This window comes from Bradyrhizobium sp. JR4.1, assembly GCF_040548605.1.
Classification (GTDB): domain Bacteria; phylum Pseudomonadota; class Alphaproteobacteria; order Rhizobiales; family Xanthobacteraceae; genus Bradyrhizobium; species Bradyrhizobium canariense.
This window is the reverse complement of record NZ_JBEPRY010000026.1, coordinates 33,517-49,275: the sequence shown is the minus strand read 5'-3', so window position 1 is coordinate 49,275 and position 15,759 is coordinate 33,517. Positions and strand designations below refer to the sequence as shown.

Annotated in this window: 19 protein-coding genes; 14 read left to right on the top strand and 5 right to left on the bottom strand. The window is 63.7% G+C overall.

Features of this window, described 5'->3' with window-relative positions; all coding sequences use genetic code 11:
- Nucleotides 1-8: 8 nt before the first annotated feature.
- Nucleotides 9-569 (bottom strand): SET domain-containing protein, encoded by a 561-nt coding sequence (locus ABIB90_RS34175; RefSeq protein ID WP_007602184.1) that lies wholly within the window; start codon nt 567-569, stop codon nt 9-11.
- Nucleotides 570-734: 165 nt separating this feature from the next.
- Between ABIB90_RS34175 and ABIB90_RS34170 the strand changes: the two genes are divergently transcribed.
- Complete coding sequence (locus tag ABIB90_RS34170) at nt 735-1,355, top strand: hypothetical protein (protein ID WP_354202301.1); 621 nt, start codon at nt 735-737, stop codon at nt 1,353-1,355.
- A gap of 17 nt (nt 1,356-1,372) precedes the next feature.
- Here the strand turns inward: ABIB90_RS34170 and ABIB90_RS34165 are convergent, their stop codons facing one another.
- Nucleotides 1,373-2,098 carry a TetR/AcrR family transcriptional regulator gene (locus ABIB90_RS34165; protein WP_354202268.1) on the bottom strand — a complete coding sequence of 242 codons (726 nt, stop codon included), beginning with the start codon at nt 2,096-2,098 and terminating at the stop codon, nt 1,373-1,375.
- 106 nt (nt 2,099-2,204) lie between these two features.
- On the opposite strand from ABIB90_RS34165, the gene ABIB90_RS34160 reads away from it, so the two are divergent.
- The 6 genes from ABIB90_RS34160 (at nt 2,205) to ABIB90_RS34135 (ending at nt 6,460) form a co-directional block, all read left to right on the top strand.
- Nucleotides 2,205-3,602 carry a carotenoid oxygenase family protein gene (locus ABIB90_RS34160; protein ID WP_354202267.1) on the top strand — a complete coding sequence of 466 codons (1,398 nt, stop codon included), beginning with the start codon at nt 2,205-2,207 and terminating at the stop codon, nt 3,600-3,602.
- Nucleotides 3,603-3,642: 40 nt separating this feature from the next.
- A complete protein-coding gene (locus tag ABIB90_RS34155) occupies nt 3,643-3,906 on the top strand; it encodes a hypothetical protein (RefSeq protein WP_354159209.1) in 264 nt (87 codons plus the stop codon).
- Between the two features lie 77 nt (nt 3,907-3,983).
- Nucleotides 3,984-4,559, top strand: a complete 576-nt coding sequence (locus ABIB90_RS34150; RefSeq protein WP_354202266.1) for a hypothetical protein — start codon at nt 3,984-3,986, stop codon at nt 4,557-4,559.
- Between the two features lie 10 nt (nt 4,560-4,569).
- Nucleotides 4,570-5,124, top strand: a complete 555-nt coding sequence (locus ABIB90_RS34145; RefSeq protein WP_354159213.1) for an inner membrane-spanning protein YciB — start codon at nt 4,570-4,572, stop codon at nt 5,122-5,124.
- Nucleotides 5,125-5,228: 104 nt separating this feature from the next.
- Complete coding sequence (locus ABIB90_RS34140; protein WP_007602176.1) at nt 5,229-5,525, top strand: hypothetical protein; 297 nt, start codon at nt 5,229-5,231, stop codon at nt 5,523-5,525.
- Between the two features lie 14 nt (nt 5,526-5,539).
- Complete coding sequence (locus ABIB90_RS34135) at nt 5,540-6,460, top strand: SH3 domain-containing protein (RefSeq protein WP_354202265.1); 921 nt, start codon at nt 5,540-5,542, stop codon at nt 6,458-6,460.
- Between the two features lie 161 nt (nt 6,461-6,621).
- On the opposite strand, the gene ABIB90_RS34130 is transcribed toward ABIB90_RS34135, so the two are convergent.
- On the bottom strand, nt 6,622-8,277 hold the full coding sequence (locus ABIB90_RS34130; RefSeq protein WP_354202263.1) for a fumarate hydratase: 1,656 nt from the start codon (nt 8,275-8,277) through the stop codon (nt 6,622-6,624).
- A 247-nt stretch (nt 8,278-8,524) separates the two neighbouring features.
- On the opposite strand from ABIB90_RS34130, the gene ABIB90_RS34125 reads away from it, so the two are divergent.
- From ABIB90_RS34125 to ABIB90_RS34115, 3 genes are all read left to right on the top strand, one after another.
- Entirely contained in the window at nt 8,525-8,998 is a 474-nt protein-coding gene (locus ABIB90_RS34125; RefSeq protein ID WP_007602170.1) for a hypothetical protein, read from the top strand.
- A gap of 286 nt (nt 8,999-9,284) precedes the next feature.
- Nucleotides 9,285-9,458 (top strand): hypothetical protein, encoded by a 174-nt coding sequence (locus ABIB90_RS34120; RefSeq protein ID WP_007612258.1) that lies wholly within the window; start codon nt 9,285-9,287, stop codon nt 9,456-9,458.
- 116 nt (nt 9,459-9,574) lie between these two features.
- The gene (locus ABIB90_RS34115) at nt 9,575-10,249 is read left to right on the top strand and encodes a methyltransferase family protein (protein ID WP_354202262.1); all 675 of its coding nucleotides are present in this window, start codon (nt 9,575-9,577) and stop codon (nt 10,247-10,249) included.
- A 33-nt stretch (nt 10,250-10,282) separates the two neighbouring features.
- On the opposite strand, the gene ABIB90_RS34110 is transcribed toward ABIB90_RS34115, so the two are convergent.
- The gene (locus tag ABIB90_RS34110; protein WP_354202261.1) at nt 10,283-10,990 is read right to left on the bottom strand and encodes a glutathione S-transferase; all 708 of its coding nucleotides are present in this window, start codon (nt 10,988-10,990) and stop codon (nt 10,283-10,285) included.
- A 186-nt stretch (nt 10,991-11,176) separates the two neighbouring features.
- Complete coding sequence (locus ABIB90_RS34105; protein WP_219685040.1) at nt 11,177-11,857, bottom strand: lectin; 681 nt, start codon at nt 11,855-11,857, stop codon at nt 11,177-11,179.
- A 365-nt stretch (nt 11,858-12,222) separates the two neighbouring features.
- Here ABIB90_RS34105 and ABIB90_RS34100 point away from each other — a divergent pair, with 365 nt between their 5' ends.
- The 4 genes from ABIB90_RS34100 to ABIB90_RS34085 all read left to right on the top strand — a co-directional run bounded on the left by ABIB90_RS34100 (nt 12,223) and on the right by ABIB90_RS34085 (nt 15,750).
- The gene (locus tag ABIB90_RS34100; protein ID WP_354202260.1) at nt 12,223-13,236 is read left to right on the top strand and encodes an NrtA/SsuA/CpmA family ABC transporter substrate-binding protein; all 1,014 of its coding nucleotides are present in this window, start codon (nt 12,223-12,225) and stop codon (nt 13,234-13,236) included.
- Nucleotides 13,237-13,250: 14 nt separating this feature from the next.
- Nucleotides 13,251-14,075, top strand: a complete 825-nt coding sequence (locus ABIB90_RS34095; protein WP_354202300.1) for an ABC transporter permease — start codon at nt 13,251-13,253, stop codon at nt 14,073-14,075.
- Nucleotides 14,076-14,095: 20 nt separating this feature from the next.
- Entirely contained in the window at nt 14,096-14,935 is an 840-nt protein-coding gene (locus ABIB90_RS34090) for an ABC transporter ATP-binding protein (RefSeq protein WP_354159311.1), read from the top strand.
- 89 nt (nt 14,936-15,024) lie between these two features.
- Complete coding sequence (locus ABIB90_RS34085; RefSeq protein WP_354159229.1) at nt 15,025-15,750, top strand: Crp/Fnr family transcriptional regulator; 726 nt, start codon at nt 15,025-15,027, stop codon at nt 15,748-15,750.
- The last annotated feature ends 9 nt before the right edge of the window (nt 15,751-15,759 follow it).

Genomic DNA, 15,759 nt, shown 5'->3' with positions numbered 1-15,759 from the left:
AACTCAGGCTACGCCCGCGCGCGCCCGTTGGCTTTGCCAACAGCGACGCCGTTGAGCTTCTTCTTTTTGGCGGGCTTTGCCCCCGCCTTCTGCGCTTTACGCTCCGCGCGCGCCCTCACCTTGGCGCGCTCGGTCCGCGCTTCGGCGCGCAGCTTCTTGCGCTTCTTCTCGCAAGATTCGCACTTGCAGCCGATCGGCTTCAGATAGGCTTTGAAATAATCAGTGCCGTAGTCGTAATTGATCTCGTCGCCCGGCTCGATGTTCTTGATAGCGCGGATGAAGACCTTGCGCTCGCGCGGCCGGACGTCGGATTCGGCGTTGGGCCGGCACGAATGGTTGATGTAGCGCGCGAGGTTCTTGCGCACCGAGCCGTCGATCGTCCAGCGGCCGTTGAGCTCGAACAGGTACTTGTTCTCGATGTCGTCGTGCTCGGGAATCCGGGAGTCCAGGATCGGTCCGTAATAACGGATGATCCGGGTGCCCTTCTTGATCGGCTTGGTGGCGAAGAGGCCGAGCCCGGTCTTCGAGCGGCCGACGCGATAAGGTTTGTTCGACGAGGTGGCTGGCATGATCACGAAAAACGAGGACGCGAATGAGGCTGAAAGAGCCCAAGCGAAGCCGCCCTTCTAGAACGATTCCGCGCCGCTGTCAGGTGTCTGTCGAGACTGTTTGAACCTTGCCCACAATCAAGACGTCTGATGGTACGGAGTTCCCGCTCGATCAAAGGCGTCGTCATGTTCCGCATCACCACCGCAGGCTTGGCCATACTGCTCCTGGCCATGTTGCTGATGTGCAGCGGTCTCGACCGCGCCGACGCCCAATCCGTGGGCAGCCAATATACCTCGACGGCCCCGAAGGATTGCCACCAGATCGGCAAGCCCAGCGAGCTCGACGGCAGCACCACGCGGGTCTGCAAAGGCAAGGATGGCCTCGAGATCCTGATCGCCGAGGACGATCTTCGCGAAATCGTCTCCGTCGGCCGCAATCGCAGGGCCGCGGCCGAGGAACCGGCGGCAAAAGTCTGGTTCGCCCCGTTCAACTCGTCCGAGACCACCGTCGAATGGCGCACCGCGGCCGCCAGGCCGTTTGCGATCATCCAGCGCTGGCACATCGCCGATGGCACCGATCCCGACAAGGAGGGGCGGCCGAACACCAAGGCCATGCTCATCGTGACCCGACTGCCGCCCGGCCCCGTCTGCCACGTCGCCTATGTCGACGCGATCGCCAACCCGAACGCCAATGAGCTCGCGCGCAAGGCCGCGGACGAGTTCGCCCGCAGTTTTACCTGCGGCAAGGACGAGGTGAAGATCGTCGGCGCGCGCGGCCGAGCCGTCGAGCTCGCGACGATGCGCTAGGCGCTCGCGGCGAGCCATCAAGGGCCCGGCGGCTTCCCCGTCACGGGGGACATCAGCATGGCCTCGAGCAGGCGTTCGGGAGTCGTGCCCTCGGGCAGGCGCCCCAGAATATCCTCCAGCCGCCCATCGAGCAGCAGCATGGTAAAACCATGTACCATCGACCACGCGCGCGCGATCGCGGCGCCCTGATTGAGCGTCAGCGCGTCGCCGCTGATCTGCTCCTGCCGCATCATGCCGACGGCATTGGCGAGCCCGGCAAAGGACGCCTCGGCGGCCTCGTGCAGCGACGGCCTGGAATAGTCGAGGCGCTCGGTGCGGAACATGATGCCGTACATGCCGGGATGAGCCTGGGCATAGGCAACATAGGCTTTCGGCCGCGCCAGCGCGCGCTCGAGCGGGGTGGTGGCGGAGTCGGAGGACGACGCCATCGCCGCATTGAACTGGCGGAAGCCAACCGCCGCGAGCTCACTGAGAAGCCCGGTGAGGTCGCCGAAATGATGGGTGGGCGCGGCATGCGAGACGCCCGCCTCGCGCGCCACGGCGCGCAATGTCAGGCCGGCGAGCCCGTCACGCTCCAGCACCCGTTCGGCGGCCTGGAGCAGCGCCTCGCGCAGCGCGCCATGGTGATAGGGCGCCTCGGCCTTGACGCTCGCCGTCCGTCGCGCGAGGCGCGCCGGGGCGCTCGCCTTCTTTGGGGTGCGCGCACCGCGCGCGGTTGCTGTCCTGATTTCGCTCTTGCCCATAGGCCAGCTATAAGACGCAATATTTACAGTGTAAAGATTTCACTTGACCAGAACTCCTCGTACGACTATTTGATCTTTACGATGTAAAGATGAGGGAGGATACGCCGTGCAGCAGGACGCCGTTGCCGAACGCCGCCACAATCTCGGTCCGATTCCGTTCGAGGCCGACGCGCCCTTCCTGAAAATCATCGGTGAATTGCCGCGCGAGCTGAACGGCACGCTCTATCGCAACGGCCCCAATCCGCAGTTCGAGTCGCCCGGCGCGCACTGGTTCGTCGGCGACGGCATGCTGCACGCCTTTCATCTCGAGAACGGGCGCGCCAGCCATCGCAACCGCTGGATCCGCACGTCGAAATGGCTGGCCGAGCACGATGCCGGCCGCGCGTTGTTCGGCGGCTTTGGCCGCAAGCTGCCGGATGCCCCGGCGAACCTGACCGACGGCGGCGTTGCAAATACCAACATCATCTTCCATGCCGGCAAGCTGCTTGCGCTGGAGGAGTTGCATCTGCCGACTGAGATCGAGCCCGGTAAGCTGGCGACGCGCGGCTATCACAATTATCAGGGCCGGATCGCCGGCACCTTCACCGCGCACCCGAAGATCGATCCCGTCACCGGCGAGCTGGTGTTCTTCGGCTACAATGCGGCGGGTCCGCTGACGCCTGCCCTCTCCTACGGATCGATCGATGCGTCCGGCAAGGCGACGCGCTTCGAACGCTTCGAGGCGCCTTATGCCAGCATGGTGCACGACTTCATCGTCACGGAAAACCACCTGCTGTTTCCGATCCTGCCCCTCACCGGCAGCATGGAGCGCGCGATGAGCGGGCGGCCGCCCTATGCCTGGGAGCCGGACAAGGGCGCCTATGTCGGCGTGATCAAGCGCAAGGGCAGCGCGAAGGACATCGTCTGGTTTCGCGCTGAGGCCTGCTACGTCTTCCACGTCATGAATGCGTGGGAGGAAGGTGACCGCATCATCGCCGACGTCATGCAGTTCGAGGAAGCACCACTGTTCACGCATCCCGACGGCACGCCCACCAATCCCGAGAAATCCTTCGCCCGCCATTGCCGCTGGACGTTTGATCTTGCCGGGAATACCGACCGCTTCCAGCAGACCTATCTCGACGATCTCACCGGCGAATTCCCGCGCATCGACGACCGCCGCGCCGGATTGAAGAGCGGTCACGGCTGGTACGCCTGCGCCAATCCGACGCTGCCGATGTTCGGCGCGTTGTCCGGCGTCGTCCATGTCGATGGCAAGGGCAAGCGCCTCGGCCATTATCTGCTGCCGGCCGGCGACACCATTTCTGAACCGGTCTTCGTCGAGCGGTCGAAAGATGCGGCAGAAGGCGATGGCTGGCTGCTGGCGGCGGTCTGGCGCGCGCGGGAGAACCGGAGCGACCTCGCCGTGTTCAACGCTGGAGATATCGAGGCCGGTCCCGTGGCGCTGGTGCAGCTCGGACATCGCGTGCCCGACGGTTTTCACGGCAATTGGGTCGGCGCGCAGTAGCTGTTCCTCCTCATCACGGATGCCACCAAAGAGGTCTCTGATGCACATACAATCGATCACTGCGGGCTACCTCGTCGTCCTGGTCCTGATCTGCGCCGCGCTCACACTTCAGATGATCCAGCCGCGGCGGAGCGGCCAAACCGTCTTCAACGGCGGTATCTTGCTCGCCTTCGTCCTCTCGGTCGCCTGTGCGTTACCTGCGCTGCCCTACCTGCCCTGGGCCGGATTCATCGACGAAATGGCCGACCAAGCCGTTGCAGCAATTCAATTTTTGGAAGTCGCTTACGTCATTTTGACACTGTAAAGATTTTGCTTGACCCCGCTCCGCCCGTGACTTATTGATCTTTACATCGTAAAGATAAGGCCTGACCGAGGCGGACCATGGCGATTTTCCTGATCCTCGCGCCCTACGGCGCCTTCACCTTCCTGATGCTGATGACATCGGCCACGATCAGCGTATTCGTGGCCTCGGCAATCTGTCTCGCCACCGTCGCGATCGATGTCGTGCGCGGTCGATCGGTGAAGATCCTGGCGATGGGCTCGGCGCTGCTATTCGCCGCAATCGGCATCCACCTCGCGCTGTTCGATCCGGCGCTCGGCACACTCGGTGTCAAGCTGTCGGTCGACATCGGCATCTTCGTCATCTCGCTCGGCTCGATGCTGGTCCGCCGTCCATTCACGCTGCAATACGCGCTGGAGGCCGTGCCGGCCGAGACCGCGGCAATGCCCGGCTTTCTCTACGCCAATTACATCATCACCGGCGCATGGACCGCGGCTGCGCTGCTGATGGCGGCCGCCAATCTCGTGCTGCTCTATGTCCCCGGCCTGCCGCTCTGGTCGAGCCTTGCGGTCGCCTTCGCCGCCCGCAACAGCGCGATGTACTTCACAAAATGGTATCCCGAATATCGGCAGATCAAGTACGGTCCGCCGGCCAGCGCATTGCCCAACTCCCGCTGAAGGATCGACGATGAAGGACGTATTCGCCCGCCTCGCCTCCGACCTCTTCTCCGCCATCGTCTTCCTGGTCATCTATCTCGTGACCGACAACGTCGTCCTGGCAACGTCGGTGGCGATTGCCGGAGCGATCGCGCAGCTGATCTATGCGCGCGTCAAGGGGCAGCAGGTCAATTACATGACCTATGCGAGCGTCGCGCTCGTCGTCGTGCTCGGCACGGTCACGCTGCTGACCCACGATCCCCGCTTCATGCTCGCAAAGCCCTCGATCGCGCATTTCGCGATCGGCGCCATCATGCTCAAGCGCGGCTGGATGCTGCGCTACATGCCGCCGATCGTCGTCGAGACCGTTCCGGAATATGTGACGGCTGCAGGTTATGCCTGGGCCGCGCTGATGTTCGTGATCGGCGCCGGCACGATCGCCATCGCCTCCACAGGCGATCTGAAGCTGTGGGCGTTCTACATCACGGTGGTCGCGGGCGGCGCCAAGATCCTCGCCTTCGCCGTGCAATATGTCGTGCTCCGTCTCATCGTCACCAGCCGACGGCGCGCCGCCGCCCGCGCCTAAATGCCTCCGACGGAGCGTTAGGCGCGGGCGGCGAGTTGCGCTATACGCTCGGCCGGGACTGGCCCGCGGATCGTCGCGGTCCGCCGGGATCTTGGGAGACGCGAATGGCCGTCGACGGCAACTGGACTCTGACCCTGACAACCCCCATGGGCGAGCGCAAGGCGACGCTGAGCCTGACGGCTGCCGGCGGCACGCTCACAGGGACGCAGGGTGCGGAAGGCGATACAGCCGAGATATTCGACGGCACCGTCAGCGGCGATGCCGTCAACTGGAAGGTCTCGATCACCAATCCGATGCCGTTGACGCTCGAATTCATCGGAACCGTCTCGGGCGACAGCATGAGCGGTGAGATGGGCATCGGCCCGATGGGCAGCTTCCCGTTCACCGGCACGCGCGCCTAAGCCGCGCGGCAACCGTGCGCGCGCTCGGTCTCATCGCGGCGACGATCCTGTGTGTCGCGACACAAGCGGCGCGCGCGGACGACGCCGAACCGGCGTGGCGGGCAAGCGCGCTCGCCATGCTACCGGCAGGCTATGTTGCCGGCACGGCCTATCGAACCGAAGGTTCGACGGGCTACCTCGCCGTCTATCCGATCTCGTCGAACGATCCGAAGTCGCCTGCAAGCGTTTTCGGCGCGCGCCAGGCTCTCGTGGTCGCGCTGACGCCGGATGCGACGCGCGCAATCTCGGCCGCATTGAAGCCGCGTAGCGGGCCGGATCCTGACAACGATGACGCCGATTTCGCAAAGCTGCATGCCGATCTCGCCGCCAAGCGCTCGACGCTTCCCGACGGTACCGAGCCCTGCGATTTCGGCGCATGGTCCGTCGACAAGGATCCTGATGGCCTCAACGTGCGTGCCGAACCATCGACCAAGGCGCGTGTGCTCGGCACGCTTCCGCCGCCCTACCTGCTCAAGCTCGGCGGCAGCGAGAACACGCCGGATGGCGGCTGGCTCACCGAATTCCGCATCATCGGCTTCAAGAACGGCTGGTTTCTGATCGAAGGCGCCAAGCCGCCGGGCAAGGACTACGAGGACGACAAGAAATATCCGCGCCGCGCGCCAAAGCCCTATGCCGGACGCGGCTGGGTCGCCTCCAACAAGGTCGGCGCGGCCTACGCCAATGGCGCGACCCGCATGGGCGGCCTGTTCCAGGCGCCCTTCGTCGATGCGAAATGGATGCCGGCCCAGCGCGAGCTCGGCGGTCCGATCGACACCGATGGCGGGCCGAAGCACATCTTTGCTTGCAGCGGCCTCTGGGGCCTCGTCGAGAGCGAGGACGGCGTCCGCGGCTGGTGGCGCGGGCTGTGCTCCAATCAGGTCACGAATTGCAGTTAGCCTGCGGCCCATCCTTCGAGACGCCCGCCTCCGGCGGGCCCTCAGGATGAGGTCATGTTTCGCGGCGAGATATCAGACCCTCATGGTGAGGAGCCCGCCAAAGCGGGCGTCTCGAACCATGCAGGCCGAGCTCTTCCGGCACTCCGGAGCGAGGCGAAGAGCTAGCCCAGATTCAGCTCCTTGAAGAAGTCGTTGCCCTTGTCGTCGATGATGATGAACGCCGGGAAGTCGACGACCTCGATGCGCCAGATCGCTTCCATGCCGAGTTCGGGATATTCGAGCACCTCGACTTTCTTGATGCAGTGCTCGGCAAGATTCGCCGCGGCACCGCCGATCGAGCCGAGATAGAAGCCGCCATATTTCTTGCAAGCCTCACGCACGGCCGGCGCCCGGTTGCCCTTGGCGACCATCACCATCGAGCCGCCGGCGGCCTGGAACTGATCGACGAAGGAATCCATGCGGCCAGCGGTGGTGGGGCCGAACGCACCGGAGGCGTAGCCCTCGGGCGTCTTGGCGGGGCCGGCGTAATAGACGGGATGGTTCTTGAAATAGTCCGGCAGCGGCTCGCCCTTGTCGAGCCGCTCGCGCAGCTTGGCATGCGCGGAATCGCGCGCGACGATCATGGTGCCGGTCATCGAGACCCGCGTCTTGGTCGGGTACTTCGAGAAGGTGGCCAGGATATCCTTCATCGGCTGGTTGAGATCGATCTTGACGACCTCGCCGCCCAGCGACTGCTCGACCTCAGGCAAATACTGCGCCGGGTTGTGCTCGAGCTCTTCGAGATAGACGCCGTCCTTGGTGATCTTGCCGAGCACCTGGCGATCGGCCGAGCAGGACACGCCGAGCCCGATGGGGAGCGAGGCGCCATGACGCGGCATGCGGATCACGCGGACGTCGTGGCAGAAGTATTTTCCGCCGAACTGCGCGCCGACGCCGAGCGACTGCGTCATCTTGAGAATTTCCTGCTCCATCTCGAGATCGCGAAACGCGTTGCCGTCGGGCGAGCCGTGGGTCGGCAGTGCGTCGAGATAGCGAGCCGACGCCAGCTTCACCGTCTTCATGCAAAGCTCGGCCGAAGTGCCGCCGATCACGATCGCGAGGTGATAGGGCGGGCACGCCGCGGTGCCCAGCGTCAAGACCTTCTCCTTCAGGAAGGCGAGCAGCCGGTCCTTGGTCAGCACCGAGGGCGTGGCCTGGAACAGGAAGCTCTTGTTGGCGGAGCCGCCGCCCTTTGCCATGAACATGAACTTGTAGGCGTCATCACCCTCGGCGTAGATCTCGCACTGCGCCGGCATGTTGTTGGCGGTGTTCTTCTCCTCGTACATCGACAGCGGCGCGACCTGCGAGTAGCGCAGATTGCGGCGCAGGTAAGCATCGCGCGCGCCTTCCGACAGCGCCGCCTCGTCGTCACCGTCGGTGATGACGTTGCAGCCCTTCTTGCCCATGATGATCGCGGTGCCGGTGTCCTGGCACATCGGCAGCACGCCGCCGGCGGCGATGTTGGCGTTCTTGAGGAAGTCCAGCGCGACGAACTTGTCGTTCGGGCTCGCCTCGCCATCCTCCAGGATCGCGCGGAGCTGCTTCAGATGCCCCGGCCGCAGATAGTGGTTGATGTCGCCAAAGGCCGCTTCCGACAGGGCCCGCAGCGCCTCACGCGATACCACGAGCATGTCCCGGCCCAAGACCTTCTCGACTCGCACGCCCTCGGCCGTGACCTTCTTGTACGGCGTCTCGTCCTTGCCCAGCGGAAACAGCGGCGTGTGCTTGTAGGGCGGAACGGGTTTTGCGGGGTCGGGGAAGGCGGTGGGAGCGTTCATGGGCTGGAATCTCGGGGTTTTGGGGTCCTCGCATGGATCCCTTTCATAGAAGCGTTCTAAGCTTTTTTGCCGCAAAGGGAAGGCGCTCTGGTGCGGTCAGGGCATCCGGATTGGGCGGCATGGAGACCCTTTTCGGTGGCTCTCAGGCGGACATGTGTCCCTCATGATGCCGGTGAAGACCCGGGATGCACCCCTTGCGCTACGCGCGCGACGACGGTTGAATGCGCCCGCTAAGGGGCTTTTCGTCATGACATTGAACTTGCACGTCCGCGGCGCGATCCTGGTCGCCGCCGCCATCACCGGCCTTGTGACCCTCGCCGCACCCGCGCGCGCCGACCGCTGCGATGACAGCGCCAAGGAGCTGGCGAACCAGGTCGACCGCCTCAAGGTGAATTTCCGCGCCGCCAATGTGGTCTACCTGACGCACCCCGCGGCCAAGGAATTGTCCGTGGCTTGCCGTGGCGACAAATATTCGATCGAGCTCTATGCCAAGGGCGATCGCAAGCCCAAGCCGGAGTTCTTTGCGCTGGTGGGGTCGATGGCGGCGATCGTCTTCACCGTGACCAAGGACGATACGACGACGGGCGCGACACGCTGCCTGAAGCGGATGGGGCTCTTGCGCGGCGACAAGATCAGCATGCGTTACCGGCGTCTCAACATGGAATGCACCCGCACCAAGACGGATGCGTCCATCGCAATCACGCGCGGCAAGGACGAATAGGCGGCTCCCGCGCGGTGTGCGTCTGACAGCACACCGCACACTACAGACTCCGTCATTGCGAGCGTAGCGAAGCAATCCAGAATCCCTCTGCGGAGACAGACTGGATTGCTTCGCTGCGCTCGCAATGACGAGGAGAGGTCTGTCCTCTCGCGGAAACAGCATTTATGGCGGCGCGAAAGCGGCCTCCTCCACCGCACCGGATCCCTTGCATTTTAACGATTGGCTTGAAGGAAATTTCGCGTCTCGCGGCGCAGGGTCAATTGTTTCCATATGTGAGGATTTGTGGATGAGCGTTTCTACCGTTTCGCCGCCGCCGATCGCGATCGTGGTGCCGAGCTACGACACGACCAAGCAGCAGGACGATCAGATCAAGACCAAAGACAACGACCCGACCTATAAGCCGCCGCCGCCCGCGCCGCTGCCGCCGGGTCAGGGTACGCGGATCGATCAGCTCGCCTGATCAGCCGCGTCGAAGATGAAATGCCCGATCCGGTCGATCGGGCTTTTCGCGTGTCCGGCCGCAACTTCGCCGGATAGCGGGACCAATATCGTGCGCGGCTAGCCTGAGACCTGCGCATGATCGCAAGACTCCTGTTGCAGAACACGATCACCACCGCCGCCATGGGCGCGCTGCTGTTCGCGTCCGCCGGCACGCTGCATTGGCCGTCGGCCGGGGTGTTCCTCGCGACCTCCGCCCTGCTCGGCCCGCTCTGCGGGTGGTGGCTTTACCGGGTCGACCCCGCACTGCTCGCCGAACGCCTGCGGCCGGTCCTGCAAAAGGACCAGCCCGCCGCCGACAAAATGTTCATGACCGTCTTCGTCGTCGCGATGCTGGTCTGGCTGGCGGCGATCGGGCTCGACCGGCGTACGCTGTCCTCCGACGTGCCGATGGCGCTGCAGATGCTCGGCTTCGCCCTGTTCCTACTCTCGACGCTGTTCATCCTCTGGGTTTTCCGCGAGAACTCGTTCGCGGCGCCCGTGGTGAAGCTGCAGGCCGAGCGCGCGCAGCACGTGATCTCGACGGGGCCTTATGCCCATGTGCGCCATCCCATGTACAGCGGCATGATCCTGTTCTTCGCCGGCGTGCCGCTGCTTCTGGGCTCGTGGTGGGGACTTATTATGGTGCCGCTATTCCTCGTCTTGCTTGCGATCCGCATTCGCATCGAGGAGCGCACGCTGCGCGAGGGCCTACCGGGCTATGCCGACTATGTGACGCGCGTGCGCTATCGGCTGGTTCCTGGCGTATGGTGAGCGCGCATCACCCTCTCGGCACATCCGGACCGGCTAACCATCCAACTCGCGGTAGCGGCGGAAGATGCCCTGCTCGTTGAAGGCAATGCGGCGCGGTCTTTCGAGATAGGCTTTGATGTTCCGCCGCTCCGCGACGCGGTCGTGCAGGCCAACGAGGCCTGGGATATCTGTCTCGAACGCCTTCATCCGCTTCGGAAACGCATAGCGTAGTCCCGCGACGAGCTGGAACAGCGAGAGATCGACATAGGTCAGCCTGCGGCCCGTGACGTAGGCGCCGCCATTGTCCTCAAGGAGCTGCTCGAAATAGCCGAGATATTTCGGCACGCGCTCGCCCCAGAAGTCGGCGGTGCGCTTCTTTGCCGGCGGTTTCTGATCTTCGTAGTAAAGCGAGGGCCCCAGCGGATGATGGGTGTCGTGAATCTCGACCACGAAATCGGTGATCGTGAGCTGGAGCTGATGGACCCAGAGTTGACCGGCCTCCGACTTCGGGGCGAGGGCGTGGCGGGCGCCCAGATAGAGCAGGATGTTCGCGGTCTGGCCGATGACGAGCTTACCGGCTTTGAGGAACGGCGGCGCAAAAGGCGGCGTGCCCTTGTGCGCGTCCATCATCTTCATCATCGCAGCTGTGCCGCGTGGGCCACGCGCCACGTCGACATAACCCGCGCCCGCCTCCTCCAGCGCCAGCCGCACATATTCACCGCGGCCCTGGATCTCGGGCCAATAATAGAGCTCGTATTTCATGGAAGGGGTCCGTGAGCGTGGAAGCGACAGGACCAATTTATCACGCGCGACAAGGTTCCGTAAGGATGAGGCTGAACGGCGGCACCACACGCTCCGTCATTGCGAGCGCAGCGAAGCAATCCAGACTGTCACCCTGGAGCGACTCTGGATTGCTTCGTCGCTGCGCTCCTCGCAATGACGGCAGCCTCAATTCGATGCGAAGCAATACAGCAGCCCGTCGCCGCCGGTGCTCTTCAGATCGGCCTGCGAGCAGCCGCCATCGGGGCCGCGCGAGGGATGCGAGCTGTTCCACGATTTCGACGGCTCGTCATCACGCAGGCCTTGACGATCGGCGTGGCCGACAACCGCCGCGCCTTGCGTGCTCGACGTCCAGTTCTTGCAGGTCTTGTCGTCACCCGCGGGAAATGCGCTGCCGTCGGCTTGCGAACCCGTGAGGATGTCGTGCCGGTTCGGCGTGTCGCCGCGGCCGTTGATGACCTCGCCCTTCTCGCTGAGCGCGGTCTGCTTGGTGAGGTTGTTGGCCGCCCCGTGCAGGTCGGCAACGTCCTTGGCGATCACAGCACCCTTGGCGTTCTGCCACGGTCCCTTGCCGATGCGGTCGCGCGCGTTGACGGCCGGCTTGCCGTCGGCGGCCTGCGTGGAGAGATAAGCGCGCCAGGTTTTGCTGCCGGCGCCGCCGGTCTGGGCCAGCTTCTGGCACTGCGCATCCGCCCCCTCCAGGCCGCCGAGATCGGCGCCTTTGCCAGGACCGTTGGAGGTCACGAAGAACGTCATGTCGGCCGACTGCGCCTGCGCCGATGGCGCCGCAAGCAAGGCCGCAGCGAGCGCGAGGCCTGAAATCGTCACGGATCTCTCAATGCGGGTCATCCTGTCCTCCCTTTGTGTTGTCGTTGGCCGCCAGATTTCAACCCGACGCAGGCCCGCTTATTCCGATGTCGCAATGCGAGACGCCCAAAAGAACAAGGCCCCATGCAAGAAGCACGATGCCCTGGCTTTTCATGTCGTCTGCGATCTGTTGGTCAGCGGGATCGCCGACGATTCCCAGCCGCTTCCCGACTGCCATGTCGATTAATTGCTTCCCGGGACAAGGGTGCCGGGCGAGCATACCAAATGGGCCGATCCTCAAGTGATCGTCCAGGGGAGGACGCGGGGGACTGTGGCGGGACCGTTCAGGGCGGTATCCGCGACCACATCGGGGCTGCGCAGGGACGCGGCGCAAGGGGGAGACCGTCATGCACCGGACCACCATCCGCCCAATCACGACAATTGCCGGCCGTGCCACCCTTTGCTGCCTTGCCGTCGGTCTTGCCATCGGTCCGAACTGCGCCTTGGCCGCGGAACTGCTCAAAGCCCGACTTGCGCAAAACCTCGGACCGATCTCCGGCATTGCGATCGTCGCCAAATCGAAGGGGATTTTCGAAAAGCACGGACTGGACATCACGGTCTCGAACTTCACCTCCGGGAAGCAGTGCCTCGACACCGTGATCGGAGGCGGTGCCGATGTCGCGACGACGGCGGAGGCACCTGTCACCGCTTCAGCGATGGCTAACCAGCCCATCGCCTTCGTCGCCGGGATGGAATATTCCGACCTCAAGACGCTCGTCGCGGCCAAGGCCGGCGTCAAGACCAAGGCAGATCTTCGCGGCAAGCGAATCGGATTCACGGCTGGCACCGGCAGCGAGGTTTACACGGCGACCTTGCTGAAGTCGGTGGGATTGACGCCCAAGGATGTCACCCTCGTCAATCTGCGGCCGCAGGAGATGCTGCCGGCACTTGCAGCCGGAAGCATCGACGCGTTCGACACCTGGGAGCCCCACGTCGCCAACGCGAAGAAAGCCCTGGGCGAAGCCGTCGCTGAGGTCGATACAAAGGGCACCTATTCCGAGACGTTCAATATTGTCGTCATGAAGCCCTATCTCGACGCCAATTCAGCGCTGGTCGAGAAATTCATCGCCGCACTGATTGATGCCGAGGTCTGGATGAAGGAACACCCGGATGAAGCGATCACGACAGTGGCGGACGCGGTTGGAATGAAGCGGGACGAACTCGCGCCCATCTGGGCCGACTATGTTTACCGGGTGCGTCTCGACGACCGGCTGATCGAGATTCTCAAGACCCACTCCGCATGGCGCCTCGAGAGCGGCAACCATCCTCCGGGAGCGGCGATGCCCGACTTCAGCAAATTCGTCGTCACCGAGCCACTGAAAAAGGTCGATCCCGCACGCGTCACCCTGTCGTGGAAATAGGCACCCGCGCGGCCATGCAGGAAGCCACTTCAGCGGGACGCGATATTGCCATCCGCACTGGCGGTCGCGCTCGGCGGCCGAATTCAGTTCGGCTTCGCCGTCTCAATATTCTGGTCGGGGCGCTTTCGCTTCCCTTGTTCATTGGGCTCTGGGAACTTGTCTCCCGTTCCGGAACCGTCAACATGGTGCTGTTTCCGCCGCCCACGGTGGTTGCTGCGGCCGTGCTTGAATGGATCCGAAGCGGACAGTTCTTTAGCGATCTGTTGGCCAGCCTCTTTCGCGTCACCACGGGATTCATCATAGGCGGCGCGCTCGGCATCCTGCTCGGTGTTCTCACCGGCCAATTCCCCGTTATCTCGAGCTTGCTGTCCCCGCTATTCCATATCTTGCGGCCAATTCCGCCGATTGCGTTCGTGCCGATCGTCATCCTCTGGTTCGGCCTGTCGGAGGCGGGAAAATTGTTCCTCGTCGTATGGGGCGTATTCTTCACGGTATGGCTTTCGACTCACATCGGCGTGCAGAAGGTCGACCGTGGCCTGATTCGGGCGGCGTTGATGCTCGGCACGCCCCGACGGCAGATGCTGCAGGAGATCGTGCTGCTGGGCGCGCTTCCCTACATTGTGGTCGGGTTGCGCACCGCCGTCAGCATCTCCTTCTATACGCTTGTCGCGGCTGAACTGGCCGGCGCTTTCGCCGGCATCGTCTACAGGATCGAGATTGCGCAGCAGAATTTGCAAACGGGCCAGGTCATGGGCGGGCTCGCAGCGCTCGGGTTGATGTCGTTCATCGCCGACCGGCTGTTTGCGGCTCTTGCCGAACGTATCGTCTGGTGGCGCTGATGTCGGGATCTCGATCGGGCATGAAACTGGCGCTGGCAAGTTCGCCTGCCTCCGTCGAATCGGCGCGGAAACAACCGGCCATTCAAGTCTCGAACCTGAGCATCGTCTTCGACACCAAGCGCGGGCAAGTCATCGCGGTCGATCGCGTTTCCTTTGACGTGGCGCCTGGCGAATTCGTTTGCATCGCCGGACCCTCCGGCTGCGGCAAGTCGACGGTGCTCAATACGATCGCCGGGTTGGAAGTGCCGTTCGAAGGCGAGATCCTAGTCGAGAGCGCACCCGTCTACAGTCCGCGTCCCGATGTCGGTATGGTGTTCCAGCAGCCGCATCTCTTTCCCTGGAAGTCCGTCCGCAGCAACATCGCCCACGGCCCCAGGATGCTCGGGAAGTCCAAGACGGAAGCGTATGCCATCGCCGACGATCTGATCGCGATGGTTGGCCTCAAGCGTTTCGCCGACGCTTATCCGAACACGCTGTCCGGCGGCATGCAACAGCGCGTGGCGATCGCGCGAGCGCTGGCCAATCAGCCCCGTGTGCTGCTGATGGACGAGCCCTTCGGGGCGCTCGACGCGCAGACCCGCGCGGTGATGCAAGACAATCTGCTGGCGCTGCGCGACCGGATCAAGGCGACAATCGTATTCGTGACGCATGATATCGATGAAGCCATCGTGCTGGCCGACCGCGTTCTCATCATGAGCGCGGGACCCGGCCGCATCCTGCGCGAAGTCGCGGTCAAGCTGCCGCGCCCACGGTCGAGTTCTGTCATGGTCGAGCCAGCTTATCTGTCGCTCAAGAAGGATTGTCTCGACGTCATCCGCGTAGAAGGGTTGCGGGCTTTCAATCAGTCGGACGCGGACTGATGACCCGGAGCCCGCGGGTCTGAGGCGGACGCAGCGGGCTGGCATGGTTCTTGAATATTCGATGCCGGGTCTCACATGCGGAGCCGGCCATGCACAGGGCGAACAGCGCGATAGCGGCAGGTGTGATGCTCGCGGAGTCGGACGATCTCGTCAGACCGCTGCCCGGCTTGCTGGATGGTCTCAACCGGGCTGATTGCAATCGCTTGCGTGCGATCGGACGCGAAAAGATCCTGGAAGCCGGCCAACTGGTTTGGTCTCAGGGCGACGCACAGGCCGGGATCTACCTGATCAGCGAGGGACGCATACGCAGCTACTATGCTGCACCGTCGGGGCGCGAAGTCACGCTCGCCTATTGGTTTCCCGGCAACTTCGTCGGCGGGCCCGACATATTCGGGACGGGCCCGCACATGTGGACATCGGTTGCAGCCGAGCGCAGCCGGTTGACGTTCATGCCCGGACCGGCGCTGCGGCGGCTTGCGCTGGAATCGCCGACGATTGCCGTCGCCTTGCTGGATGCCCTCGCATTCAAGGCGCGATGCTATTCGGCGATGGCCCAGATGCTTGGGACGCGCTCGGTGACCGAGCGGCTGCACAGCCTGCTGATCTTCCTGTCGCACGTCTACGGCGTGAAGCGCGACAACGAGGTCGTCGTCGGCATGCCGTTCACCCACGGGGATCTCGCCAACCTCATCGGATCCACCCGCCAATGGGTGACCGTGCAACTCGCGCGGCTCCAGGACGAAGGCGTGATCAGATACGAAAGATCCGTGATTTCGATCCTGGATATTTCTACGCTCGGGCAGGCGATGGGATAATGTCCGCCC

Bases quoted from the DNA above. Each gene is read 5' to 3' on its own strand.
- ABIB90_RS34175 (WP_007602184.1), bottom strand. From the start codon at position 569: ATGCCAGCCACCTCGTCGAACAAACCTTATCGCGTCGGCCGCTCGAAG.
- ABIB90_RS34170 (WP_354202301.1), top strand. From the start codon at position 735: ATGTTCCGCATCACCACCGCAGGCTTGGCCATACTGCTCCTGGCCATG.
- ABIB90_RS34165 (WP_354202268.1), bottom strand. From the start codon at position 2,098: ATGGGCAAGAGCGAAATCAGGACAGCAACCGCGCGCGGTGCGCGCACC.
- ABIB90_RS34155 (WP_354159209.1), top strand. From the start codon at position 3,643: ATGCACATACAATCGATCACTGCGGGCTACCTCGTCGTCCTGGTCCTG.
- ABIB90_RS34150 (WP_354202266.1), top strand. From the start codon at position 3,984: ATGGCGATTTTCCTGATCCTCGCGCCCTACGGCGCCTTCACCTTCCTG.
- ABIB90_RS34145 (WP_354159213.1), top strand. From the start codon at position 4,570: ATGAAGGACGTATTCGCCCGCCTCGCCTCCGACCTCTTCTCCGCCATC.
- ABIB90_RS34140 (WP_007602176.1), top strand. From the start codon at position 5,229: ATGGCCGTCGACGGCAACTGGACTCTGACCCTGACAACCCCCATGGGC.
- ABIB90_RS34130 (WP_354202263.1), bottom strand. From the start codon at position 8,277: ATGAACGCTCCCACCGCCTTCCCCGACCCCGCAAAACCCGTTCCGCCC.
- ABIB90_RS34125 (WP_007602170.1), top strand. From the start codon at position 8,525: ATGACATTGAACTTGCACGTCCGCGGCGCGATCCTGGTCGCCGCCGCC.
- ABIB90_RS34120 (WP_007612258.1), top strand. From the start codon at position 9,285: ATGAGCGTTTCTACCGTTTCGCCGCCGCCGATCGCGATCGTGGTGCCG.
- ABIB90_RS34115 (WP_354202262.1), top strand. From the start codon at position 9,575: ATGATCGCAAGACTCCTGTTGCAGAACACGATCACCACCGCCGCCATG.
- ABIB90_RS34110 (WP_354202261.1), bottom strand. From the start codon at position 10,990: ATGAAATACGAGCTCTATTATTGGCCCGAGATCCAGGGCCGCGGTGAA.
- ABIB90_RS34105 (WP_219685040.1), bottom strand. From the start codon at position 11,857: ATGACCCGCATTGAGAGATCCGTGACGATTTCAGGCCTCGCGCTCGCT.
- ABIB90_RS34100 (WP_354202260.1), top strand. From the start codon at position 12,223: ATGCACCGGACCACCATCCGCCCAATCACGACAATTGCCGGCCGTGCC.
- ABIB90_RS34095 (WP_354202300.1), top strand. From the start codon at position 13,251: ATGCAGGAAGCCACTTCAGCGGGACGCGATATTGCCATCCGCACTGGC.
- ABIB90_RS34090 (WP_354159311.1), top strand. From the start codon at position 14,096: ATGAAACTGGCGCTGGCAAGTTCGCCTGCCTCCGTCGAATCGGCGCGG.
- ABIB90_RS34085 (WP_354159229.1), top strand. From the start codon at position 15,025: ATGCACAGGGCGAACAGCGCGATAGCGGCAGGTGTGATGCTCGCGGAG.